The 23622-nt window shown below is 72.3% G+C and carries 23 protein-coding genes; 10 read left to right on the top strand and 13 right to left on the bottom strand.

Annotated features, from left to right (window positions below):
- Positions 1-113 precede the first annotated feature (113 nt).
- Positions 114-650, top strand: a complete 537-nt coding sequence (locus tag D581_RS0127460; protein ID WP_018960363.1) for an HPP family protein — start codon at positions 114-116, stop codon at positions 648-650.
- Between the two features lie 200 nt (positions 651-850).
- Positions 851-1462: a flavin reductase family protein gene (locus D581_RS0127455; protein WP_026290961.1), complete on the top strand. Its 612-nt coding sequence runs from the start codon at positions 851-853 to the stop codon at positions 1460-1462.
- A gap of 100 nt (positions 1463-1562) precedes the next feature.
- On the opposite strand, the gene D581_RS0127450 is transcribed toward D581_RS0127455, so the two are convergent.
- Positions 1563-2579 (bottom strand): hypothetical protein, encoded by a 1017-nt coding sequence (locus D581_RS0127450; RefSeq protein WP_018960361.1) that lies wholly within the window; start codon positions 2577-2579, stop codon positions 1563-1565.
- 79 nt (positions 2580-2658) lie between these two features.
- Between D581_RS0127450 and D581_RS0127445 the strand changes: the two genes are divergently transcribed.
- Positions 2659-3249, top strand: a complete 591-nt coding sequence (locus D581_RS0127445; RefSeq protein WP_018960360.1) for a TetR/AcrR family transcriptional regulator — start codon at positions 2659-2661, stop codon at positions 3247-3249.
- A gap of 144 nt (positions 3250-3393) precedes the next feature.
- Here the strand turns inward: D581_RS0127445 and D581_RS0127440 are convergent, their stop codons facing one another.
- Positions 3394-4701: an MFS transporter gene (locus D581_RS0127440; protein ID WP_018960359.1), complete on the bottom strand. Its 1308-nt coding sequence runs from the start codon at positions 4699-4701 to the stop codon at positions 3394-3396.
- A gap of 159 nt (positions 4702-4860) precedes the next feature.
- Between D581_RS0127440 and D581_RS1000000141390 the strand changes: the two genes are divergently transcribed.
- From D581_RS1000000141390 to D581_RS0127425, 4 genes are all read left to right on the top strand, one after another.
- Positions 4861-5223 (top strand): NAD-dependent epimerase/dehydratase family protein, encoded by a 363-nt coding sequence (locus D581_RS1000000141390; protein WP_158688642.1) that lies wholly within the window; start codon positions 4861-4863, stop codon positions 5221-5223.
- A complete protein-coding gene (locus tag D581_RS0127435; protein ID WP_018960358.1) occupies positions 5220-5825 on the top strand; it encodes a 3'-5' exonuclease in 606 nt (201 codons plus the stop codon). The genes D581_RS1000000141390 and D581_RS0127435 overlap by 4 nt, the downstream gene beginning before the upstream one ends.
- A 432-nt stretch (positions 5826-6257) precedes the next feature.
- Positions 6258-8147, top strand: a complete 1890-nt coding sequence (locus D581_RS0127430) for an ATP-binding cassette domain-containing protein (protein ID WP_051114649.1) — start codon at positions 6258-6260, stop codon at positions 8145-8147.
- A 272-nt stretch (positions 8148-8419) separates the two neighbouring features.
- Positions 8420-8800 carry a hypothetical protein gene (locus D581_RS0127425; protein ID WP_018960356.1) on the top strand — a complete coding sequence of 127 codons (381 nt, stop codon included), beginning with the start codon at positions 8420-8422 and terminating at the stop codon, positions 8798-8800.
- Between the two features lie 39 nt (positions 8801-8839).
- Here the strand turns inward: D581_RS0127425 and D581_RS01000000137805 are convergent, their stop codons facing one another.
- Together D581_RS01000000137805 and D581_RS0127415 are read right to left on the bottom strand one after the other, a co-directional pair.
- The gene (locus tag D581_RS01000000137805; protein ID WP_018960355.1) at positions 8840-9313 is read right to left on the bottom strand and encodes a ribosomal maturation YjgA family protein; all 474 of its coding nucleotides are present in this window, start codon (positions 9311-9313) and stop codon (positions 8840-8842) included.
- Positions 9310-10713, bottom strand: coding sequence for an MFS transporter (locus tag D581_RS0127415; protein WP_018960354.1), 1404 nt, complete (start codon positions 10711-10713; stop codon positions 9310-9312). The genes D581_RS01000000137805 and D581_RS0127415 overlap by 4 nt, the downstream gene beginning before the upstream one ends.
- Before the next feature lie 73 nt (positions 10714-10786).
- On the opposite strand from D581_RS0127415, the gene D581_RS0127410 reads away from it, so the two are divergent.
- Complete coding sequence (locus tag D581_RS0127410; protein ID WP_026290959.1) at positions 10787-11812, top strand: GlxA family transcriptional regulator; 1026 nt, start codon at positions 10787-10789, stop codon at positions 11810-11812.
- A gap of 10 nt (positions 11813-11822) precedes the next feature.
- Here D581_RS0127410 and D581_RS0127405 read toward each other — a convergent pair whose 3' ends face one another.
- The 3 genes from D581_RS0127405 to D581_RS0127395 all read right to left on the bottom strand — a co-directional run bounded on the left by D581_RS0127405 (position 11823) and on the right by D581_RS0127395 (position 15156).
- Positions 11823-12872, bottom strand: coding sequence for a Zn-dependent alcohol dehydrogenase (locus tag D581_RS0127405; RefSeq protein WP_018960352.1), 1050 nt, complete (start codon positions 12870-12872; stop codon positions 11823-11825).
- On the bottom strand, positions 12869-13993 hold the full coding sequence (locus D581_RS01000000137800; RefSeq protein WP_018960351.1) for an acyl-CoA dehydrogenase family protein: 1125 nt from the start codon (positions 13991-13993) through the stop codon (positions 12869-12871). Before D581_RS01000000137800 ends, D581_RS0127405 begins: the two co-directional genes overlap by 4 nt.
- A gap of 230 nt (positions 13994-14223) precedes the next feature.
- The gene (locus tag D581_RS0127395; RefSeq protein WP_018960350.1) at positions 14224-15156 is read right to left on the bottom strand and encodes an SDR family oxidoreductase; all 933 of its coding nucleotides are present in this window, start codon (positions 15154-15156) and stop codon (positions 14224-14226) included.
- An 84-nt stretch (positions 15157-15240) separates the two neighbouring features.
- Here D581_RS0127395 and D581_RS0127390 point away from each other — a divergent pair, with 84 nt between their 5' ends.
- Positions 15241-16167: a cyclase family protein gene (locus tag D581_RS0127390; protein WP_026290958.1), complete on the top strand. Its 927-nt coding sequence runs from the start codon at positions 15241-15243 to the stop codon at positions 16165-16167.
- 66 nt (positions 16168-16233) lie between these two features.
- On the opposite strand, the gene D581_RS0127385 is transcribed toward D581_RS0127390, so the two are convergent.
- The 4 genes from D581_RS0127385 to D581_RS0127370 all read right to left on the bottom strand — a co-directional run bounded on the left by D581_RS0127385 (position 16234) and on the right by D581_RS0127370 (position 20511).
- A complete protein-coding gene (locus D581_RS0127385; RefSeq protein WP_018960348.1) occupies positions 16234-16731 on the bottom strand; it encodes an ATP-binding protein in 498 nt (165 codons plus the stop codon).
- Positions 16732-17138: 407 nt separating this feature from the next.
- Positions 17139-18134, bottom strand: a complete 996-nt coding sequence (locus D581_RS0127380) for an acyl-CoA dehydrogenase family protein (RefSeq protein ID WP_018960347.1) — start codon at positions 18132-18134, stop codon at positions 17139-17141.
- 7 nt (positions 18135-18141) lie between these two features.
- Positions 18142-19299: an acyl-CoA dehydrogenase family protein gene (locus D581_RS0127375; protein WP_018960346.1), complete on the bottom strand. Its 1158-nt coding sequence runs from the start codon at positions 19297-19299 to the stop codon at positions 18142-18144.
- A 12-nt stretch (positions 19300-19311) separates the two neighbouring features.
- Entirely contained in the window at positions 19312-20511 is a 1200-nt protein-coding gene (locus D581_RS0127370) for an amidohydrolase family protein (protein ID WP_018960345.1), read from the bottom strand.
- A gap of 198 nt (positions 20512-20709) precedes the next feature.
- Here D581_RS0127370 and D581_RS0127365 point away from each other — a divergent pair, with 198 nt between their 5' ends.
- Positions 20710-22281: an AMP-binding protein gene (locus tag D581_RS0127365; RefSeq protein ID WP_018960344.1), complete on the top strand. Its 1572-nt coding sequence runs from the start codon at positions 20710-20712 to the stop codon at positions 22279-22281.
- A 222-nt stretch (positions 22282-22503) separates the two neighbouring features.
- Here the strand turns inward: D581_RS0127365 and D581_RS0127360 are convergent, their stop codons facing one another.
- Complete coding sequence (locus D581_RS0127360; protein WP_018960343.1) at positions 22504-23025, bottom strand: EF-hand domain-containing protein; 522 nt, start codon at positions 23023-23025, stop codon at positions 22504-22506.
- An 84-nt stretch (positions 23026-23109) separates the two neighbouring features.
- Positions 23110-23484, bottom strand: coding sequence for an STAS domain-containing protein (locus D581_RS0127355; RefSeq protein ID WP_018960342.1), 375 nt, complete (start codon positions 23482-23484; stop codon positions 23110-23112).
- Between the last annotated feature and the right edge of the window lie 138 nt (positions 23485-23622).

Here is a 23622-nt window from a genome sequence, read left to right as displayed (position 1 = left end):
GACTGTCGCCCGGCCGGCCGCCCGTCACCCCGCTTCGTCGCCCTCGCGGGCACGCCTGCTGTGGCGCGCCACGCGCACCGTTCATGTGATCACGCCGTCGTGAAGGAACCCCTGTGCCCGACGCCCCCGCAACCACGCTCTCCGCTCCGCCGCGCGCTCCTTCCCTGCTGACCAGCAAGGCCCCGCCGCGCCCCTCCCTGCCCTTCGTCTCGGTCGCGACCCTCGGCGGGACGGTCGCCCTGGCCCTGCTGGTCGCCATCGGTTACGCACTCGACCAGACGGTGCTCATCCCGCCGCTGGCCGCGAGTGCCGCGCTCGTCTTCGCCGCGCCCACGCTGCCGCTGGCCCAGCCGCGCAACGTGATAGGCGGCCAGCTCGTCTCGGCCCTCGTGGGCTTCGCGGTTCTCGCCGTCGCGGGCAGTTCGGTCTGGACCTCGGCGGTCGCGGGCGGTCTCGCGATCGGCGCCATGGCCCTGGCCCGTACCGCGCACTCCCCCGCGGCGGCCACCGCCGTCATCGTCGTGGCGGCCCAGCCGTCGACGGCCCTCTTCCTCGCTCTGCTGCTGCTCGCCACGGTCGTGATCGCCGGCCTCGGCGTCCTCGCGGGCCGCAGCGGCAAGACCGCCCGCTACCCCACGTACTGGTGGTAGGGCCACGTCGATGACCAGCAGGTACGCGCATGCCGGCCATCTGGTCCCGGACGAGACCTCCGCCCGGCGCAGGACGCCATGGCGGAACTCGCAGCCCATCCGCTGCCGCACTTGCCCACCCCGAACTGACCGACCACTCGCACGACTTCACATCTGACGAGCCGTCAGTTCTAATGAAGGGCGTGATGGGACACGCAGGCATGGCCGCCACCGCCGTCCGGTACCTCAGGTCCGTCGGCGCCGCCACGACAGCCGCGCCGGGGGCACCGGGCGGGACGCCTCCCGAGGCGCTGCCCCGGCCGGACCTGAGGGCCGTCCGGGACGACGAGCGGCTGCCCGTGGACCCGGACGAATTCCGGCGCGTACTGGGCCACTTCGCCAGCGGCGTCACCGTGATCACCGCGCGCGACGCGGACGGCCCGGCGGGCTTCGCCTGTCAGTCCTTCGCCTCGCTGTCGCTGGACCCGCCGCTGGTGTCCTTCATGGTCGCCCGTACGTCGACGACCTGGCCGCGCATCGCCCGCGCCGGGGCGTTCTGCGTGAACGTCCTCGGGGCGGAACAGGGCGCGTTGTGCCGGGGGTTCGCGGTGAGCGGAGCCGACAAGTTCGCGGGGGTGACCCACGGGGCCGCCCCGGCCACCGGGTCTCCGCTGCTGGACGCCGTGCCCGCCTGGATCGACTGCCGCGTCCACGCCGTCCACACCGGCGGCGACCACCTCATCGTGGTCGGCCGGGTGGAGGCGCTGGGGGCGACGGACGAGGGTGAACCCCTCCTGTTCCACCGGGGGGCGTTCGGGCGGTTCAGCCGCTGAGCCCGCACCTTCGGCCGGTTCGGCCGGTTCGGCCGCTGAGCCCGTGACTTCGGCGGGTTCGACCGGGAACGGCCCGTCACCGCCCGCTTCGGCCTTTCGGTCAGGTGGGGGGTGCGTCGACGAAGGTGGCGCCGATCTCCGCCAACCGCTCGGCCACGTAGGCCGGTTCGAGCAGGGTTTCTGGTGTGCGGATGCCCGGCGGGACGGCTTCGCCCCGCAGACCGAGCTGCCGCTCGACACCGAGGGCGATACCGAGTGCGGTCAGGGGACGCTGCCCCGCCGGATGAACGAGGTAGCGGCTCGTCCTGAGCGGTGCGCCCGTCGGACCTGTTCCTTCGAGGTCGATCCGGATCTCGATGGAAGAGCGGTCGCCGCGGCGCCTGGCCGCGGATTCGCCGACGGCCATGTCGAAACGGACGTTCGACGCTCCCGTCGCCAGGGCGAGGCTAGGTACGTCGAGGATGGCGATGCTCCGGCCTGGCAGGACGACGCCGTCGGCACTGGTTACACCCGCCTGGACGTCGGGGTCGTCGACCCAGGTGAAGACGCCGTCACGGCGCACCGTCCCCGCCGTGGTGGCGGTGGACCACCGCTCCAGATCCGCGGCTCCCGCGGGTCCGCCGGTGTCCAGCTCGTCCAGCACGGCGCCGATCCGTACGGTGTCGACCCGGCGGAACTCCCGGGCCAGACCCAACGTCGCGAGGACGACGACGCCGGCGCAGAAGTGGCTGGCCACCAGGATCGACGAGGCACTCGCCCGCCGCGCACCCGCGACGACCTCCGGCGCGATCTCCACCAGGCCGCTGGAGATGCTGAGGTAGGGCAAGCCGTGGTCCTGCGCGTAATGCAGCCCGTTCAGGCGGTCGTCCCACAGTGCGGCGACCACCGCCGAGTAGCGGTGGCCGTGCTCGGCCGGAAGGCCGAGATCGCCGCGCCGCAGGTCGATGGTTACCGCCGTGGCGGCGCCGAGTCCGTCGGCCACCCGCTGCGCGCGGTCGACATCGCGCGCGGCGATCGTCAGCGGCAGCCCCGGATGCCACTGACGCAGGAGCGCGGCGGCCCCCGAGCCCGCCTGCCCCGAACCGCCCAGGATCAGAACCGGTTTCAACTGCTCCATCGTGGCCCCACTCTCCTTAAGTTACATTTTGTAGCCTACGTTTTGTAACATAGTCTGGAGTGCGACACAACGGAGGACCATGGCCACCACCTCGACCCGCCTGTCCAAGCAGGCCAGGCGGGAGCAGCTGCTCAACACCGCCGTGGCGATCGTGCGCGCCCAGGGCACCGACGGTCTGACTCTGGTCACCCTCGCCGAGGCGGCCGGGGTGAGCAGGCCGATCGTGTACGACCACTTCGGCACGCGCCCCGGCCTGTTGCTCGCGCTCTACCGACGCCTCGACGAACGTCACCGAGCCGCGATCGCCCAGGCGTTGCAGGAGGCCGAATCCACCGCGGACGAGGTCGCCCGCCTCATCAGCACCGCGTATTTCGCCTGCGCCACGGACATGCCGGAACTCGCCGCCGTCTCCGCCGCGCTGAAAGGGAATCCGGAGATGGAGGCGGTCCAGCGCGAGATGCTCGACAGGTACACGGACCTGGTGGCCGCCGCACTGCTCCACCACTCCGGCACCACCCCCGAAGCCCTCCGGCTACGGTGCGTCGGTGTGCTGGGCGCGGCCGAGGCGATGGCCGCCGAGCTGAACCAGGGACGGGCGTCCGCCGACGACGCGGTCGCCACCCTGACCGACCTGATCATGGGCAGCCTCAACACCCGGTCCGGCCGTTGACCTCGACCGGGCACGGGCCGGGGCGCCTCCGCTCCCCGACGGAGAAGACCATCGCGGGCCCGGGCCATGCCGCGTGACGGCCTCGGCGAAAGAACGGACAGCGGCCGGATCACACGAGCGCCGGACACGTCCTGGAAAGAACGACTAGGCCGTCCGTCTGCGGATCACCAACGACATCAGCGCCGCCATCGCGCACAGCGCCCCCGCCGCGTACCAGACCACGTCGTAGCGGCCGAAGACATCCCGCGCGACCCCGCCGAGGAACGCCACCACCGCCGCGCCCACCTGGTGCGAGGCCAGCACCCAGCCGAAGACGATCGCGCTGTCGTCGCCGTACTGCTCGCGGCAGAGCGCCATCGTCGGCGGGACCGTGGCGACCCAGTCAAGACCGTAGAACACGATGAAGAAGATCATCGGCGGCTCGACCTCGGGGCCGATCAGCATCGGCAGGAACAACAGGGAGATCCCGCGCAGCGCGTAGTAGACGGCGAGCAGCCTGCGGGCGTCGAAGCGGTCGGTGAGCCAGCCGGAGAAGACCGTGCCGATGATGTCGAAGACCCCGATCACCGCGAGCAGCGACGCCGCCACGACGATGGGCATGTGGTTGTCGTGGGCGAACGGGACGAAGTGGGTGCGGATCAGGCCGTTGGTGGAGGCCCCGCAGATCGCGAAGGCGCCCGCGAGCAGCCAGAACGGGCCGGTGCGGGCCGCGTCGACCAGCACGCGCACCGTCCGGCGCGCGGCGCCCCGTACCGGCGCGGGCTTCGCCAGATACGTACCGCCGTACGGGGCGAGCCCCACGTCGGCCGGATGGTCGCGCATCAGGAGCCAGACGAACGGGACGACGACGAGGGCGGCCAGGGCGACGGTGACCGAGGCGGGCCGCCAGCCGTGTCTGTCGACGATCCAGGCGCAGAGCGGAAGGAAGACGAGCTGTCCGGAGGCCCCTGCCGCGGTGAGGATGCCGGTGACCAGACCCCGGCGGGCCACGAACCAGCGGTTGGTCACGGTCGCGGCGAAGGCCATCGCCATCGACCCGGTGCCGAGGCCGACGAGGAGGCCCCAGTAGATCATCAGCTGCCAGGATGCGGTCATCCAGACGCTGGCGATCGCCCCGGCCGCCACCATGGTGAGCGCGCTCGCCACGACCCGCCGGATGCCGTAGCGGTCCATGAGCGCGGCGGCGAACGGCGCGGTCAGCCCGTACAGGGCCATGTCGATGGAGACCGCGAGCCCGATCTCGCCCCGGGTCCAGCCGAACTCGTCGTGGAGCGGGTCGATGAGCAGCCCGGGCAGGGAGTTGAACGCCGCACCGCCGATGATCGTCACGAAGGTGATGGCGGCGACGAGCCACGCCCGGTGGGCACGGGGACGGGAACGGGGGCGGCGACGTTCCTCGCGGGCCGGCCGCCGGTCGTCGTCCCGGGCGGCGTTCTCGATGGTCTCAGTCACGTGGACCAGCCTCGTGGCCTGCACGCGTCGCCACGAGTGGCCCGAAGGACACCGTTCGCAGGATTCGGGCCACGGTCGGCTCCTCGCGGCTGCTGTGCAACCCGCCCCGGCGCAACCGGGCTGGTGCACCTGCCTCCGCGCAGGGCAAAGTCGGACATCATGACGACTTCTGTTCTGGTGATGGGTGGCTCTCACTTCCTCGGCCGCGCTGTCGCGATGGAGGCTTTGCGTCGCGGCTGGTCCGTGACCGTGTTCAACCGGGGCAAGACGGGGAGAAACCCTGACGGAATCCGTGCGATCCAGGGTGACCGAACCCATCAGGACGACCTTGCTCGTCTGGCCGGCATCGGCCCCTGGGACGCGATCACCGACACCTCGGGGATGTCCGCCGGATCCACTCAACTGAGGAGGCGTCAGTTCTCCACGTGCGGCGATCAACCGTTCCATCATCCCCATCGCCACCGCCAACACGGCCGAGCTGACATCGGCTGGGAGGCGGAGAACGGACACCCGACCGTATGAACTTTTCCTCCTGGCCCGCGCTGCTCGTCGTCGACGTCGAAGGCAACGGCACCAACCCGCCCGACCTGGTCGAGGTCGCCGCGCTCCCCGTACGCGACGGACAGCCCGACACGAGCAACGCCGACGCCTGGCTGATCAAGCCGCCCCGTCCCGTCACGCCCTTCGCGGCGCGGGTGCACGGCCTCACCAACCAGGTTCTCGACGGGAAGCCGGGCTGGGAGGAGGTCAAGGACCAGGTCCACGCCCGCCTCGGCACGGCGTGGATCACCGCCCACAACGCGCACGTGGACTACCGCGTCCTGTCCGCGCACCTGCCGCAGTGGAAGCCGGCCGGGGTCATCGGCACGCTCCGGCTGGCCAAGGCCACCTATCCCGATCTGCCCAAGTACAGCCTCGACGCCCTGATCGAACACGTCGCCCCGGACCTGAGCCAGGCCCCGGCCACCGGCCGGCACCGCGCCACCTACGACGCCTACGCGACCGCGCAACTTCTCACCGCCATGGCCACCAAGTACGCGAGCTGGGAACAGCTCGTGGCCGCCGCCGTACCGCCGGGCCTGCCCGGCGCCCCCGAATCCGAACAGGAGCCCACCCTGTGGTGACCTCGACGAACCTCATCCGCATCGGCGTGATGGGCACCCACTCCACAGCGTCGGAAGCCCTCTGATCACCGAGCACGCCCCGGGCCGGTGCCCTGACTGCCGAGAGGCCGGAGAGGCCGGAGAGGCCGGAGAGGCCCGCGATAGCTGTGACCGGCAACACCCGCTCTCTTGTCCGGCGTACGCCACACCCCCCGCCCCCCTCTGGACGACCCTCGAAACCTCATCCGCCCCAGGGGTTTCGAAGGTCGGCGATTCGGCCAACTGACACGTTCGGAGTGCGGCTCCGTACCGGTGCGCACACGCCCACTCCGTTGCTACGCACGGGCGCCTACGCGTCCGAAATCGAGCGCGTTCGAGTCCACGTCGGCGTCGTTATGCCGTGCACTGCCCGGGCCGTCCAGGCCCGGCGTCCATCCCCACGGGAGGGAACAGGTGACTGTGACCGCCGCCTCGACCGAATCCTCCGAGACACCTCCCCCGCCACCCCCGGCCACCATCACCTTCAACGGCAAGCACGGCAAGAACCCGCTGGCAGACGCCAGTTTCAGCGCCATGTGCCGCCGCCTCCCCTCCGTGCTGGGGCGCACCGCGCGCATGGCATGGGCCGTCGACGGAGCAGCCTCGCTGCTCCTCCTCGCCTGCCAGCTCCTTACCGGCGTCTCGGCCGGCGTCGTCCTCGCGTTCACCGCCCAGGCCATGACCCACATTCTCGGCAACGACGAGGTATCCGAACGCCTGCACAACGCTTTGCCCGCTCTGATCGTCGTCACGGCCGCTGCCGGAATCGGCCGTGTCAGCAGCGCCCTGTCCGCCTATGCCAACGGCCGGATCACTCCGCGGCTGATGACCGAGGCGGACGTCGCCCTGGTAGCCGCCGTGTGCCGGGTCGAATCCTCGGCCTACGGCCAGGACGGCTTCAAGGACAGGCAGGAGGCCGCAGAGGTCGGTGTGACGCGTACCTCGATGATGGTGCAGGACGCTCAGCGATTCATGTCCGCCCTGGTTCGCATGATCGCTGCCAGTTCCGTCATCACAGCTCTCCACCCCCTGATGCTGCCGCTGTTGCTCCTGGCCGTCATTCCCGCCGGCGCCGGGGCGGTCCTGTCCGCGCGCGTCGACTACGAGACCCACTACCTCAACGTCGGCGACCGTAACGTCCGTGCGCTCATGCGGTCGTGGGCCACCTTCTCCCGCCACGGGGACGAGGTCCGGGCCAACGGCATGACCGGCTACCTCGTCTACTGGTACCGAGCCCTCTCCGACCGCATCGACCAGCGGACCCTCACCGCGGCCCCCCGCCTGCTGCGCATCACGCTCGCCACCAGCGCTCTCGGCGGAGTGTTCCTGTGCGGCACCTGGGCCACTCTCGCCTGGCTCGCCGCCACCGGTCGTGTGGGACTGCCCATTGCCGCCACCGCAGTCGTCGCCGTGCAGACCACACTCGCCGCGCTCAGCAACTTCGTGATCTACGGGGCAGCGCTGTTCCACACCTCGCTCTATCTCGCCGACATGCGCGCGTTCCTCGACATGACCGAGGAGCTGGCACCCAAGCGCGGCCCACTGACGATCCCGGAGGTCGTCGAGGAGATCAGGATCGACGAAGCCGTGTATCAGTACCCCGGGAAGGACGAACCTGCCGTCGCAGGGGTCTCACTCTCCCTGCGCCGTGGAGAGATCCTGGCCATCGTGGGCGAGAACGGCTCCGGCAAGTCGACACTGACCAAGCTGATCACCGGCATCCTCCTCCCCGACAAGGGCCGCGTCCTCTGGGACGGCATCGACCTGGCCCAAGCCGATCCCGACGCCGTGTGGAACCACACGGCGCTCGTCCCGCAGAACTTCGCCTGCTGGCCGCTGCGTGTCCGCGAGAACATCACGCTCGGCCAACCCCGCACCTTCGACGACGACGCCGTATGGGACGTCGTCGACGCCGTCGGTATGCGCGACGCGGTGGAGAAGTTGCCCCAGCAGCTGGACACACTCCTCACCAGGGAGATGTTCGGTGGAGCCGAACTGTCCGGCGGCCAGTGGCAGCGCTTGGTGTGCGGACGAGCCCTCTACCGCCAGACGCCCCTGCTGATCCTGGACGAGCCGACGTCTCAGATGGACGCGCGCGGGGAGCACGCCCTGTTCCTGGAAATCAAGCGGATCGCTGCCGGCCGCATGACGATCGTCGTCACCCATCAACTTGAAAATACTCGCCTTGCCGACCGGGTGCTTGTCATGGACAAGGGCCGCGTAATCGAGCACGGGGCGTACGACGACCTCGTCAGTGGCGGTGGCTTGTTCGCCGAACTCGTCGCGCTGGCCAAGGACCGGTGACTGCGAGTACCTCCCTTGCAGGCTCCGCGGAGAATCCGCTGGTCACGTAGGTCACGTCAGCCGGCATCCGGGGCCGGACAGGTGCGGACGAGCGGCCCGGAGGACATGCTGCGCAGGGATCGGGCCACACCCGGGCCCTGTCCCGCCATCCGGACCGCCCGCTCCCGCCCACCACCCCCGGCCGGACTCCGCCCGGGTCCTGCGTACGATCTCAGCCCGTACGCGAGAACCGTCAGCGAGCCGGTCAGCGAGAACCGAGTACGAGGAGCGTCATGCACTGGGCCCTGCGCCAGGAATTCGACCGTCGGGCCGGCGCCCGCGTGGTCTGGGGAGTGGGGCTGTCCGCCGTGGCTGCCGGGCTGCTGCTGTGGTTCGGCTGGCTGCTGCTGGTCCCGTACACCGTCCCGTCCCACATCCGGGACGTGGAGTGCGGCTCCCCCCTGGAGAACGGCGGTTCGCACAACAGCCGTTCCGTCTGCGCCGGGCAGCGCGAGTGGCCCGAACTGCTCGGCATCCTGGCCCTGTCCGTGCCCACGACCGCGGCGGGCGCGGCGCTCATCGTCAGCGGCACCTCCCGACGGCGCGTCAGCGCCCATGTCTTCGAGGTACTGGAGGCGCAGGCGAGCGAGGAGCGGGCCCGCGCCAAGAAGTGAGCCAGGGGCCGGGCCCACGGCAGGGAGTGCTCCGGGCGGTCAGCGGCGCCGTCCGGCCGCCCGGAGCATCGCCCACGCGCAGGCCGCGCCCACCGCGTACCCGAGCAGGTCCGGTGCGTTGAAGGTCGAGCCGAGCACCAGCCGGGCCGCCGTGCTGTGCGCCGACCACTGAGCCGGTACGCCGGTGAGCTGCGCGAACTCCACCGCCCAGCTCAGGCTGAGCGCCGTGGAGGCCACCACGGCCGGCCGCGCGCGGGGCGCGCAGAACGCGACGAGGGTGCAGAGCAGCACCGTGTAGAGCGCACTCCCCGCGTACTTGGCGAAGGCGCCGTCCGCCCCGGCGCGCACGGCCAGGCCCGCGGCGACGGTGACGACGGCCGCCGCCGCCGCGACGGCACGAGCCGTGGAATCGTCCCCGCGCTCGCGGCGTCGCCCCGTTGAATCGTCCCCGTGCTCGCGGCGTCGCCCCGTGGAGTCGTCCGCGCGCTCCGCGGGCCGCGCCGATGGCCTCATGCCGGCCCGATCCTCTTGAGCTGCCGGATCGGCCGGGCCACCAGCAGCACCGCCACCACCCCCAGGTTGATCACGGCCGCCGCCACCAGCAGCTCCGGCCCCCCGACCGCCTCGGCCACCGGACCCGCCAGGGCGCGGCCCGCCGCGACCATCAGGAGCGAGCCGGCCACATCGTAGGCGTGCAGCCGGTTCAGGGCCTCCGGCGGGATGTGCGTCTGGACCGTCGTGGACCACATCACCAGCCAGAACGCGGCCGATCCGCCCGCCAGCAACTGCCCCGCCGCCAGCACCGGCAGCGGCATCCCGAGCGCCAGGACCAGCAGGCTCACCGCCACCAGCGGCAGCGCCACCGCCCCCGCCGCCAGTGGATGCGACGGGCGCAGCCGCAGGGCGAGGAGTCCGCCGACGACGCTGCCCGCCCCGTTCACCGCCATCAGCATGCCGTACGCCCCCGAGCCGTGCGCCTCGGTGACCAGGACGGCGGTCAGCGGGAGCATCGGGCCGAGGACCGCGAAGCCGTACACCGTCCAGACCGCGATCACTCCCCACAGCCAGGACCTGGCCCGGAACTCCCGCCACCCGTCGACCAGTTCCGCGGCGAACGTGCCGCGCGCCGCGTCGTCGTGCGGGGCCGGGGCGAGCCGCATCAGGAAGAGGCAGGCCCCGGAGACCGCGAAGGTCGCCGCGTTCGCCGCGTAGACGGCGCCGGCGCTGGCGAGGCCGACGAGCACTCCGGCGAAGGCGGGCCCGGCCATGGTCATCAGCGCCTCGGCGACCCTCAGCACCGCGTTGGCGCGCTGGACGTCGGTGGAGACGCGCGGCACGGTCGAGGCGACCCCGGGCTGGAAGAGCGCCGCGCCGACGCCGGCCACCGAGCTGAGGACGTACACCGACCACAGCGGCGGGTTGCCCGTCGCGAAGGTCACGGCCAGCACGGAGGCGCCGATCAGCCGCAGGGCGTCGGCGATGATCATCATGCGGCGCGGGGTGAACCGGTCGGCGAGCACCCCGCCGAACAGGACGAACACCGCCAGCGGCCCCATCCAGGCGGCGAGCGCGAAGCCGACCGAGGAAGCGGGCCGCCCCGCGCCCAGCAGACCGGCGGTCAGGGCCACCGGGATCATGCCGTCGCCGAAGAGCGCGACCGTACGGGCCACGAAGAAGTAGCGGAAGTTACGGTTCCAGAGCCGCGCGGGGCCGGGGGCGGAACCGAAGGAGGACCCGGCGCCCAGGCCCGTCCCGGCGGGGCCGCCGGGCCCGCCGGGATCGAGCGGAGGCAGCGTCGCGAGCGGGTTCGGGTCCGGGAGCGGGTTCGGGGGCGAGGTCTGGGGCTGGGGCTGGGTCGTTCGGGTGTCGCACGCGGCGTCGGGAAGGGACGCGCGCTCTGTCGGCTTCTCCATCACGTCGCTAACCTGTACCAGCTCGTGGTCTATACCACTACAGCAATTTCCTGTGATCTTCGAGGAGGCCGTCGTGCAGCACCGCGTCGTCGTTCTGGCCCTCGACGGGCTGCTCCCCTTCGAACTGGGCATCCCGCAACGGATCTTCGGCCGCAGTCTCGGCACGGAGTCCGGCGGGAAGGGCGGGAGGCTGTACGACGTGGTGACCTGCTCCATCCGCCCGCCGGGCCCGGTCCGTACCGACGCGGACTTCTCCATCCTCGTGGAGCACGGCCCGGAGGCGCTCGCCACCGCCGACACGGTGGTCATCCCCGCCTCCTACGAGCTGGGCCCGGTCTTCGAGGAGGGCCGCCTCACCGAGGAGCTGGCCGCCGCGCTCGCCCTGGTCAGGCCCGGCACCCGGATGGTCTCCATCTGCACCGGCAGTTACGTCCTGGCGGCGGCCGGGTACCTCGACGGCCGCCCCGCCACCACGCACTGGTCGTCCGCCGACCACTTCCAGCGGACCTTCCCGCAGGTCCGCGTCGACCCGGACGTCCTGTTCATCGACGACGGCGACGTCCTCACCTCCGCCGGGGTCGCCGCCGGGATCGACCTCTGCCTCCACCTGGTGCGGCGCGACCACGGGGCGGCCGTCGCGAACGAGATCGCGCGCCGCACGGTCGTGCCCCCGCACCGGGACGGCGGGCAGGCCCAGTACATCCACCGCCCCGTCCCCGAGCCGCAGTTCGCGACCACCACCGGCGCCCGGGCCTGGGCGCTGGCCCGTCTCGACCGGCCGATCCTGCTGCGGGACATGGCGGAGCAGGAGGCGATGAGCGTACGGACGTTCACGCGCCGCTTCCGCGAGGAGGTCGGGATCAGCCCCGGCCAGTGGCTCACCCAGCAGCGGGTGGAGCGGGCCCGGCACCTGCTGGAGTCGACGGACCTGTCCATCGACCAGGTGGCCCGCGACGCGGGTTTCGGCACGGCGACCTCGCTGCGCCAGCACCTCCAGGCGGCGCTGGGCGTACCGCCGACGGCCTACCGGCGTACGTTCCGGTCCTCGGCGGACCTCGCGCCCCGGGGCCCTCGCGCCCCGGCCCGGGGACGCCTGTAGAGGACGCGGCTCAGAAGACCAGGACCCCCCGGGCCACCCGCCCGTGGTGCGCGTCGTCGGCCGCCTTGGCGAAGTCCTCCACCGGGTACGTCTCGGTGACCAGTTCGTCCAGCAGCAGCCGGCCCTCCCGGTAGAGGTCCGCGTACAGGGCGATGTCGCGCTGCGGCCGGGAGGAGCCGTAGCGGCAGCCGAGGATCGACTTGTCCAGGTACATCGAGGAGACCAGGAACGACGCCTCGGCGCTCGCCGCCGGTACGCCCAGCAGCACGGCCTGCCCGTGCCGGTCGAGGAGGTCGATCGCCTGGCGGATCAGCTCGGTGCGGCCGACGCACTCGAAGGCGTGGTCGGCCCCGTCGGGCAGGATGGCGCGCACGCCCTCCGGGCTCGTCAGGAAGTGCGTGGCGCCGAACTGCCGGGCCACCGCCTCCTTCGCCGGGTTGCTGTCGACGGCGACGACGGTGAGCGCGCCGGCCAGCCGGGCCCCCTGGAGCACGTTGAGGCCGATGCCGCCGGTCCCGATGACCACGACGGTGTCGCCCAGGCCGACCTTCGCCCGGTTGAGGACGGCCCCGACGCCGGTCAGGACCCCGCAGCCGATCAGGGCGGCCGAGGTGAGGGGCAGGTCGTCCGGGATCTTCACGGCCTGGACGGCCCGCACCACCGTGCGTTCCGCGAAGGCGGAGTTGGAGGCGAACTGGAACAGCGGCTTCCCACCGCGCGAGAACGGCCGCCCCGGCCGCCCGATGGCCTTCCGGCACATGGTCGGCCTCCCCCGGTCGCACTGGGCGCAGGCCCCGCAGTTGGCGAGGGTGGAGAGCGCGACGTGGTCACCGGGCCGCACGTGGACGACGCCGGGCCCGACGGCCTCGACGACGCCCGCGCCCTCGTGGCCGAGGACGACGGGGACCGGGAAGGGGATCGTGCCGTCGATCACCGAAAGATCGCTGTGGCAGAGCCCGGCGGCGGCGACCGCCACCAGCACCTCCCCGGGGCCCGGGTCCCGTATCTCCAGGTCGTCCACGACCTCGGTCCGTGTGCCGTCGAAGACGACGCCTCTCATCGGGGCTCCCTCGGTAGGCCGAGCACCCGCTCGGCGATGATGTTCCGCTGGATCTCGTCGGAGCCGCCGTAGATGGTGTCGGCCCGGCTGAAGAGGAACAGGTGCTGTGCACCGTCGAGTTCGTACGGTCGCCGCTCCGACCAGGGCTCGGGCCCGACGGCCCCCGCCTCGCCCGCGACCTGCACGGCCAGTTCGCCGAGCCGCTGGTGCCAGCCGCCCCACAGCAGCTTCGCCACGCTGGGCGCGCCCGGGTCGCCGGTGGAGCCCAGGGTGCGCAGGGCGTGCCGGCGCATCGTGTCCAGCTCCGCCCACTGCCGGACCAGCCGGGCCCTGACGACCGGGTCCTCGGCGGCCCCGCTCGCCACGGCGGCGGCGACCACCCGGTCCAGCTCCTCGGCGAACCCGACCTGCTGGGCGAGGGTGGAGACCCCGCGCTCCAGGGCGAGGAGGCCCATGGCGACCTGCCAGCCGTTGCCCTCGCCGCCGACGACCTCCGAGGCCCGCGCCCCGTCGAGGAACACCTCGTTGAACTCGCTGGTCCCGGTCAGCTGCCGGATCGGCCGCACCTCGATCCGGCCCGGCTGGTCCATCGCCACCAGCAGGAACGACAGCCCGTGGTGGCGGGTGGAGCCGGGGTCGGTGCGGGCGAGGACGAAGCACCAGTCGGCGTCCAGGGCGAGCGAGGTCCAGATCTTCTGCCCGGTCACGGCGTAACCGCCGGCCCCGTCCGGCACGGCGGCGGTGCGCACCCCGGCGAGGTCGGAGCCCGCCCCCGGTTCGCTGTACCCCTGGCACCACAGCGTCTCGCCCCGGGCCACGGGGGGCAGATGGCGCTGCTTCTGCTCCTCGGTGCCGTACGTGATCAGGGTCGGGGCTAGGAGGTTCTCCCCGATGTGGCCGATCCGGGCGGGGGCCGCGGAGCGGGCGTACTCCTCGGCCCAGACGACCTGCTGGGCGAGGGTGGCACGGCGGTTGCCGTAACTCTCGCCGTCCTGACCGGGCCAGCCGATCCCGATCCACCCGGCGCGCCCGAGCTCGCGTTCCCACGCGTGGGGGTCGGGGGCGGGGGTGTCGGCGAGGTGGCTGTGCAGCCAGGTGCGCGCCTCGGTACGGAAGTCCATGCTGCCTCCTGTGTTTCCTGGGGGCCCCGCCCCCAGACCCCCGCTCCTCAATCGCCGGAGGGGCTTGAATGTGCTCGGCCGGGCGTCTGAGGACCGGGGTGCCAACTCCAGCCCGTCCGGCGTTTGAGGACCGGGGGTTCGGGGGCGGAGCCCCTGATCAAGCCCGTCCGGCGTTTGAGGACCGGGTCCGGGGCAGCGCCCCGAGGGCTCCGCCCCCGGACCCCCGCTCCTCAATCGCCGGAGGGGCTGGAGATGTTCGGCCGGTCGCCCGACCTCGCCGCCGCCGCCATCTCCTCCACCCGCGCCAGCATCGGCATCGGGTCCACCCCCACCGTCCCCGGCAGGAAGTCCGCGATCCTCTCCGGGGTCCAGGGCCCCTCCCCGTACGCCGCCCGCAACTCCCTCGGCTGGGCCCAGACCGCGATCTTCGGGCCCGCGACCGTGTACACCTGCCCGGTGATCCGCTCGGCCCGCGCCCGCTCGCTGAGCAGGTAGACCACCAGGGCCGCCACGTCCTCCGGCTCCCCGATCTCCTTCAGCTCCGTCGGCACCCCGGCCGTCATGCGGGTCCGGGCCACGGGCGCGACCGCGTTCGCCGTGACCCCGTACTTGTGCAGGCCCAGCGCCGCGCTGCGCACCAGCGAGATGATCCCGCCCTTCGCAGCGCTGTAGTTGGCCTGGGAGACGCTGCCCTGGTGGTTGCCGCTGGTGAAGCCGATCAGCGTGCCCCCGCCCTCCTGCTTCCGCATCACCGCCGAGGCGGCCCGGAAGACCGTGAACGTGCCCTTGAGGTGCGTGGCGAGGACCGGGTCCCACTCCTCCTCGGACATGTTGAACAGCATCCGCTCACGGAGGATCCCGGCCACGCAGACCACCCCGTCGAGCCGGCCGTACTCCGCCAGCGCGGTGTCCACGATCCGCTGCCCGCCCGCCATCGTGGATACGTCGTCGGCGACCGCGACCGCCTCGCCGCCCGCCGCCTCGATCTCCTTGGCGACGGACCGGGCGATCTCGCCGGCCGGTTCGGAGCCCTCGACGGAGACTCCGTAGTCGTTGACGACGACCCGGGCCCCCTCCCCCGCCGCGGCGAGCGCGACCGCCCGCCCGATGCCCCGGCCGGCCCCTGTCACGGCGACCACCCTGCCTGCCAAGAAGTTCCCCATGCCCGGCCCCTTCCCGCGGTTTCTGACGGACCGTTAGATTTTACGGGCAGCCAGATGCTCCGGCACAAGACCCAGGAGGCCCCCATGTCCCTGCCGGCCGAGTTCCACGAGATCGCGAAGCGCGTGAACAACTGGGGCCGCTGGGGCGGGGCCGACGAGATCGGGACGCTCAACCTGATCACCGAAGCCGTCGTGCGCGAGGCCGTCGCCACCGCCCGCACCGGCCGCCGGATACCGCTCGCGCTGCCGCTCCAGCAGGACGGGGTGCAGAGCGGACTCATCCCGGGCCGGATCAATCCGCTGCACACAATGGTCCAGATCAACCAGGAGATCTTCGGCCCCGGCACGGTCGCCACCAGCGACGACGCCGTCACGATGGGGCTCCAGGCCTCGACCCACTGGGACGCCCTGACCCATGTCTCGCACAGCGGGAAGATCTACAACGGCCGCCCGGCGGACACGATCACCGCCCACGGCGGGGCCCGGTTCTCCTCGATCGCCACCGTGGCCCACCTCGTCTCGCGCGGGGTGCTGCTGGACGTGGCCCGCGCCCGGGGGGTGGACCGGCTGCCCGGCGACCACGCCGTGACGCCGGACGACCTGGCCGCGGCGGAGGACTTCGGGGGCGTACGCGTACGGGCCGGGGACATCGTGCTCGTACGGACCGGGCAGGTGCGGCTCGCGCTGGGCGGGGACCGGCAGGCGTACGGCTATCCGTCGCCGGGGCTCTCGGTGCGCACGCCCGAGTGGTTCCACGCCCGGGATGTCGCGGCCGTCGCCGACGACACCCTGACCTTCGAGATCTTCCCCCCGGAGATCGAGGACCTCTGGATGCCGGTGCACGCGCTGCACCTGGTCGAGATGGGCATGCTCCAGGGCCAGAACTGGAACCTGGAGGCGCTGTCCGAGGCCTGCGCGGAAGAGGGCCGGCACGCCTTCCTGCTCACCGCGACACCGGAGCCGTTCGCCGGGGCCACCGGCTCGCCGGTCGCCCCGGTCGCGGTCCTGTGAACGGCCTCCGCGAAAGGGAAGGGGGAGGAAGCCGTGGAGAGGTGGTGGAAAGGGAAGAAGCCGGTCTCAGGCCAGGTTGGTGAAGAGGCAGGACGGCGGTTCGCACGGCTCGCCGCCCTGGCCGGCACCCGAGCGCGCCTCCGGGGGCCGCACCGGGCCGCTCCGGTCGACCTCGCACCAGATCTGCTTCCCGGCGCCCTCCGGCAGCCAGCCCCAGCGGTCCGCGAGGCCGTCCACCAGCTCCAGGCCCCGGCCGCCGGTGTCGTCGCCCTCCGCGTGCCGCTGGAGCGGCGGGCGGTCGCTGGCGTCCGCGACCTCGACCCGGACGGTCCCGGCCGCGCCGGACGCCCCGGACCCGCCGAAGAGCATCCGCAGCACCGCGGGACAGCCCGTGTGGACGACGGCGTTGGTGACGAGCTCCGAGATCAGCAGGATGAGCGTCTCGGCGAGAGGCTCGTCATCCCCTATCCCGGAACCGACCAGACGCGACCGCGCCCACCTACGGGCCCGCCCCACTTCCGCGGGATCCGGACCGACCTCCAGCTGAACCTGAAGCACCTGCACCGCTCACACCATCCGAACCGGCGGACACATCGCCTCGCGCCTCCTCAGGGTCACGGAACGTGATTCCCTTACGCGACAGCATGGTTGACGTACAGTCACCGCAACAAGCGCTTCGGGCATATTCCAGCGCGAAGGAGTACGCGTGGTGCATACTGTGCGACGCTCACCGCGGGGAGTCGAACAGGAGCGCGCAGAGACCGCGAGAAACGCTCTTCGGGCAGGCCCGGCACATCTCCGACGAGAGCCCTCGCCCCGGACCGGGGCCGCCGCACAGGCCGCCCCCGGATCGCCCGGTTCCAGAACCACTCGCATTCCACGGAGCGTACCCGAGCCGGACACCGACTCCACCCGGTGACGAACCGCGCAAAGGACACAAGCCGGTTTCGGCGCCGCACGGCTGCGCTGCGTCACCCTCCACCCCCTGCTTCCGGGGTCCTTCCGCCGGACGCCGCCGAGCTGCCGTAGCGCGGCCGCGCGGTCCCCAGGCCGGCGGCCAGGAACTCCTCCGCCGCGGCCCCGCCGAGCCGGGCCGCGGCCCGGAGCCAGGCCCGTTTCAGGTGGAGGTGAACATCTGCCTCCCAGGTGAAGCCCATTCCGCCGTGGATCTGGAGGCAGTCGCGCGCGTTGCGTACGGCCGCCTCGTCGGCGAGCAGTTTGGCCGCCGCGATCTCCACCGGGTCGGCCGTCACGGCGGCCGCGTACACGGCGGCGCGGGCGGGTTCGGTGCGGGCGAGCATGTCGGCGCAGAGGTGTTTGACCGCTTGGAACGATCCGATGGGCGATCCGAACTGCTGTCGGTCCCCGGCGTGTTGAACGGCTGTCTCGGTGGTACGGGTAGCGCTGCCGAGTTGTTCGGCAGCAGTGAGAAGCGCCCCCTCGTAGTGGAGTGCGCCGGAGTACGCCTCCGTGGCCGCCGTGCGCCCTGCCACCCGGTGCAGCGGGGTGAGCGGGTCCACCGACCGTACGGGCCGGGCGGCGGCGGCGAAGGCGCGCAGCGGCTCCCCGACGAGGGCGTCGGCGCCCACCAGCACCGCGTCCGCCTCCGCCAGGTGGGCCACCGGCAGGTCCCCGTCCACGGCCGTCACCACCGCCTCGCCCTCGGCGGCCCCCTTCACCAGGCCCGCCGCGAGGTGGGTGGCGACGAGCGGGCCCGGCAGCAGCGCCCGGCCCGCCTCCTCGAAGAGCAGCACCGCCTCGGGCAGCCCGAGGCCCACCCCGCCCGCCTCCTCCGGCAGCCGGAGCGCGAAGAAGCCGGCCCCGCCCAGCTCCCGCCAGAGCGAACGGTCCAGGGTCCCGCCCCGCTCCACCGCCGCCCGCAGCCGGTCCCGGTCGAATACCGCGTCGAGCAGGTCGCGCATACCGGCCCGCAGGGCCCGCTGGTCGTCCGAGAGCTGGAAGTCCACGGTGGCCTCAGCGCCCCTTCGGCAGGCCGAGGATGCGCTCGGCGACGATGTTCCGCTGGATCTGGGAAGTGCCCGCGGCGATCGTGTACGCGAGGGAGGAGAGCCGGTCCAGCACCCATTCCTGGTCCAGGTCGAACGCGTCGCCGGCCCCCAGCACCTCCGCCGCCGCCTCGTACAGCTCCTGGCGGGCCCCGGAGTAGCGCAGCTTGAAGACCGAGCCGCCGGCGCCGGGGACTCCTCCCGTGCGCTCCGACTCCGCCACGTTCCACTGGGTGAGCCGCCACAGGGCCCGGAACTCGGCGTTGAGCCTGCCGAGGCGCCGGCGCAGGACCGCGTCGTCCCACCGCCCGTTGCGCCGGGCCTCGTCGGCGAGGGCGTCCAGGGTGCGGCGGCAGGCGACGACCTCGCCGACGAAGGCCGTGCCGCGTTCGAAGGAGAGGGTGACCATGGTGACCCGCCAGCCGTCGTTCTCGGCCCCGACCCGGTTGCGCACCGGCACCCGGACCTCGTCGAGGAACATCTCCGCGAACTCCGTGGACCCGGCCAGGGTCCGCAGCGGCCGGACCGTGATGCCGGGGGCGTCCATCGGCATCGCGAGCCAGCTGATCCCCCGGTGCTTCGGCGCGTCCGGACCGGTGCGCACCAGCAGCTCGCACCAGTCGGCGACCTCGGCGTGCGAGGTCCAGATCTTGGCTCCGCTGACCACGTAGGAGTCGCCGTCGCGCACGGCCCGGGTGCGCAGGGCAGCCAGGTCGGAGCCCGCGTCCGGCTCGCTGAACCCCTGGCACCAGATCTCGTCGCCGCGCAGCACCGGGGGCAGCCAGCGGGCCCGCTGCTCGGCCGTGCCCTCGGCGGCGATCGTCGGTCCGGCGTGCAGCAGCCCGACGAAGTTCGCCCCGACGTAGGGGGCGCCCGCCTTCTCCGTCTCCTCCAGGTAGATCAGGTGCTGGGTCGGGGTGGCGCCCCGCCCGCCCGCGTCCGCCGGCCAGTGCAGGCCCGCGTACCCGGCGTCGTACAGCATCCGCTGCCAGGTGGTGTCGTAGGCCCGGCGCGCGGGCCAGTCGTCGGGCGAGGGCTTCGGGGGCAGGCCGGGGAGGGCGCCGGCCAGCCACTCCCGCAGCCGCCGCCGGAACTCCTCCTCGGCCTCCGTGTACGCGAGATCCACCGCCGCCCCCGGCTACTCGTCCAGGTCCAGGCCGAGCATCCGGATCGCGTTTCCGCGCATCAGTTTGTGGACGGTCTCCTCGTCCAGCCCCTTGACGTGGTCGAGGGCCACCTCCTTGGTGTGCGGGAAGGTCGAGTCCACGTGCGGGTAGTCGGTCTCGAAGGTGGCGTTGTCGCGGCCGACGACGTCCAGCGACGCGATGCCGTGCTTGTCGCGGAAGAAGCAGCAGAACATCTGCCGGTAGTAGTACGTGGACGGCGGCTCGGGGATCAGATCGCGCACCCCGCCCCAGGCCCGATGCTCCTCCCAGACGTCGTCGGCGCGCTCCAGGGCGTACGGGATCCACCCCATCTGGCCCTCGCTGTACGCCAGTTTCAGCGTCGGGAACTTCACCAGGACCCCGCTGAAGAGGAAGTCCATCATCGAGGCCATCGCGTTGTTGAAGGAGAGCGAGGCCTGCACGGCGGGGGGCGCGTCCGGGGAGGCGGCGGGCATCTGGGAGCTGGAGCCGATGTGCATGTTGACGACGGTGCCGGTCTCCTGGCAGACGGCGAAGAACGGGTCCCAGTAGCCGGTGTGGATGGACGGCAGTCCGAGGTGGGTCGGGATCTCGGAGAAGGTGACCGAGCGGACGCCCCGGGCCGCGTTCCGCCGGATCTCCGCGACGGCGAGGCCGATGTCCCAGAGCGGGATGATGCAGAGCGGGATCAGCCGGCCGCCGCTGTCGCCGCACCACTCCTCGACCATCCAGTCGTTGTAGGCGCGCACGCAGGCGAGGGCGACCTCCTTGTCGTGCGCCTCGGCGAAGGTCTGCCCGCAGAAGCGCGGGAAGGTCGGGAAGCAGAGCGAGGCCTCGACGTGGTTGAGGTCCATGTCCTTGAGGCGTTCGGCCGGGTCCCAGCAGCCGGGCCGCATCTCGGCGCGGGTGATGCCCTCCAGGGTCATGTCGTCGCGGTCGAAGCCGACGGCGGCGATGTTCCGCTTGTACGGGAACTTCAGGTCCTCGTAGATCCACCAGTCGGTGGGCGGCCCGTCCGGGTCCATCGTGATGACGTACTTCCCGCCCGTGTAGGCCAGCTCCCCGATGCCCGCGGTGAGCGGCTGCGGTCCGCGCTCGCGGTACTTCGCGGGCAGCCAGGTGGAGAAGAGGTGCGCGGGCTCGATCACATGGTCGTCGACGCTGACGATCCGAGGCAGTTCCGTATCCGTCATGGTGTCGTCCCTCCGGCGTGCCCGGCGCGCCCGGCGCGGTCCCGGGTGCAAGCGGTCTCCGATAGCTTTCCGAGTTTTCTGATGACCCGTCAGATGCGGTCGCGGCACTCAGGCTAGCCCCGCCCCCCTGGACTGACAAGGCACGGAGCCCTACGCTCTCCGCATTATCTGACTGACCATCAGCTCGGAGGGGCCGCTGTGACCGCCGTGAACGACGTGACCGCATCCGCCCACGCCCTGGGCGCCTCCCGCACCTTCTGGGAGCTGATCGAACGCCGTGCCGCCCTCACCCCCGGCCGCCCGGTCCTGCTCCAGGAGGACCGGAGCCTGACCTTCGGCGAGCTGAGGGACCGCGCCGAGCGGGTCGCCGCCGGGCTGTACGGGATGGGCGTGCGGGCGGGCAGCGTGGTGGCCTGGCAGCTGCCGACCCGGCTGGAGACGGCGCTGCTCTCCTTCGCCCTGACCCGGCTCGGGGCCGTACAGACGCCGGTCATCCCGTTCTACCGGGACCGCGAGGTGCGGTTCGCGCTGCGGGAGTCGGGGGCCGCGTTCTTCGCCGTGCCCGGCGCCTGGCGCGGCTTCGACCACACCGCGATGGCCGAGCGGATCGCCGGGGAACTCGACCGCCCGCCGCGGGTCTTCGAGGCGTACGACACCCTCCCCGACGGCGACCCGGCGGCCCTGCCGCCCCCGCCCGCCCCCTCGTCGGGCGAGGAGGTCCGCTGGATCTACTGGACCTCCGGCACCACCTCCGATCCCAAGGGCGTCCTGCACACCGACCGCTCCCTGATCGCGGGCGGCTCCTGTCTCGCCCACGCCCTGAAGCTCTCCGCCGACGACGTGGGCTCGATGGCGTTCCCGTACGCCCATGTCGCCGGGCCCGACTACACGGTGATGCTGCTGCTGTACGGGTTCCCCGCGGTGATGTTCGAGCAGTTCGCGCTGCCGGACGCGCTGGCGGAGTACCGGCGGCACGGGGTGACGGTGGCGGGCGGCTCGACCGCCTTCTACGCGATGTTCCTGGCCGAACAGCGCAAGGCCCCCGGCCGGCCGCTCATCCCGACCCTCCGTCTGCTGGCGGGCGGGGGAGCGCCGAAGCCGCCGGAGGTCTACCACGCGGTGGTGCGGGAGATGGGGGTCCAGCTCACCCACGGCTACGGCATGACCGAGGTTCCGATGATCACCATGGGCGCCCCGGACGACACGGCGGAGAACCTGGCCCTGACCGAGGGGCGGCCCCCGGAGGGCATGGAGATCCGGATCGCCGGCGAGCACGGCGAGCCCCTCCCGTACGGCGCCGAGGGCGAGGTGCGGCTGCGCGGGGAGGCGGTCTGCCGGGGCTATCTGGACGCCGGGGCCTGTGCCGCGGCCTTCGACGCCGAGGGGTTCCTGATCACCGGGGACCTGGGGCGGCTCGGGGAGAGCGGGCACCTCACGCTCACCGGCCGGCTGAAGGACATCATCATCCGCAAGGGCGAGAACATCTCCGCCAAGGAGATCGAGGACCTGCTCCACACCCACCCCGCCGTCGCCGACGCGGCGGTCATCGGGCTGCCCGACCCGGAGCGCGGCGAACGCGTCTGCGCGGTGGTCGAACAGCCGCCGGGCGCCCCGCCCCTGACCCTGGCCGCGCTCGCCGTCCACCTGCGGGAGGCGGGTCTGTCCGTCCATAAGGTGCCCGAGCAGTTGGAGGTGCTGGACGAGCTGCCGCGCAACGAGACGCTGCGCAAGGTGCTCAAGTACCGGCTGCGGGAACGGTTCGGCGGGTGAGGGGGGTGAGGGAGGGTGAGGCGGGCCGGGCGGGCGGAGCCGGGGGCCACAGGCCTCGCGGGGGCGGGAGGCGTTACGGGAGCGGCGCGGGAGGCCTTTCGGGCCGGCAGGCGCCATGGGTCCGCAGGCGCGGCGGACGCGGCGGACGCGGCGGACGCTACCGAAACGGCCCGGGAGGCATTACGGGAGCGGCGCGCGCCGTCCCCGTAACGCCCGGAGTCGCTACGCGTCCGGCTCGATCACCGTGAAGTACACGGCGAACGCCGCCACCACATCGCTCTCCGCGATCATCCCGTCCCGGTCCGTGTCCAGGCTCTGGGCGGCCATGCCCGCGATCTCGGCGCTGGCCCCGAGGACCCGGAGCGCCCGCTCCACGTCCGCCACCGACGCCCTGCCGTCGTTCCCGCCGTCCGCGACCGCGATGGTCGCCCGCAGGAACGGCCGGGCGATCTCGGCGAACCGCCCGGGGTTGTCCCGGAGCCGCTTCACCGCCCCGCCCACGAACTCCTCACGGGTGACCCGCTGGTCCCCGTCCACATCGGCGATCCCCGCCATGCCCTGCCAGAAGGCCTCGGCACCGGTGTAGAGCGCCTGCCCCTTGTCGCAGCGGGCCGTCGTACCGAACTCGGTGAGCAGACGGGCCGCCGCGGCGTTGAAATCGGCACGATCGATATAGCCGTTACCGTCCTGGTCGAAGGCTGCGAAGCGGTGCGCGATCTTTCGCTCGTACTCTGCGCTGTCCATGCGGGGAGCGTACGACGCCCGGGGCGCTCACGTGTCACCGAGCAGCGCCTCCCGTGTGACAACCTCGCATCGGAAGGAGCCGCTTCAGGCGCTCAGCGGCCTGCACTCCTCGTCGGTGGCGGACCCCGTGTCCGGGTAGACGTCGAACAGCCGGCGCACCCCGAGCGCCCCGAGCACCTTGTTGACGTGCGAACCGTCCTCCGCGCCCCGGGCCGGGAGGATCAGCCGCAGCCGGCCGCCGCAGGACTTCATCAGCCGGCGCGAGGCGATCAGCACTCCGACGCCGCTGGAGTCGCAGAAGAACACCTCGGACAGGTCGAGCACCACATCGTGCTGCCCCTCCGCCACCGCCTCGTGGACGGACTGGCGCACGACGGGTGAGGTCACCAGGTCGAGTTCGCCGCTCATGCGCAGCACGGTCCAGGAGCCCTGCTCCGCCTCGTCCACCTTCAGCGTCACGCGACTGGACCTCTCGTTCCGGGGCTCCCGGCAATCCGGAAGTTTCCGTTCCTCCTCGCGGCTGCCCCACCGCACCCCCATGAAACACCGACGAGCCGACCGACGCCCAGGAGGTTTCCGGCGGAAAGGAGCACTTCG

This window comes from Streptomyces sp. CNB091 (assembly GCF_000377965.1).
Note: the sequence above shows the minus strand (reverse complement) of the source record. Positions and strands in the feature narration are given on the sequence as shown.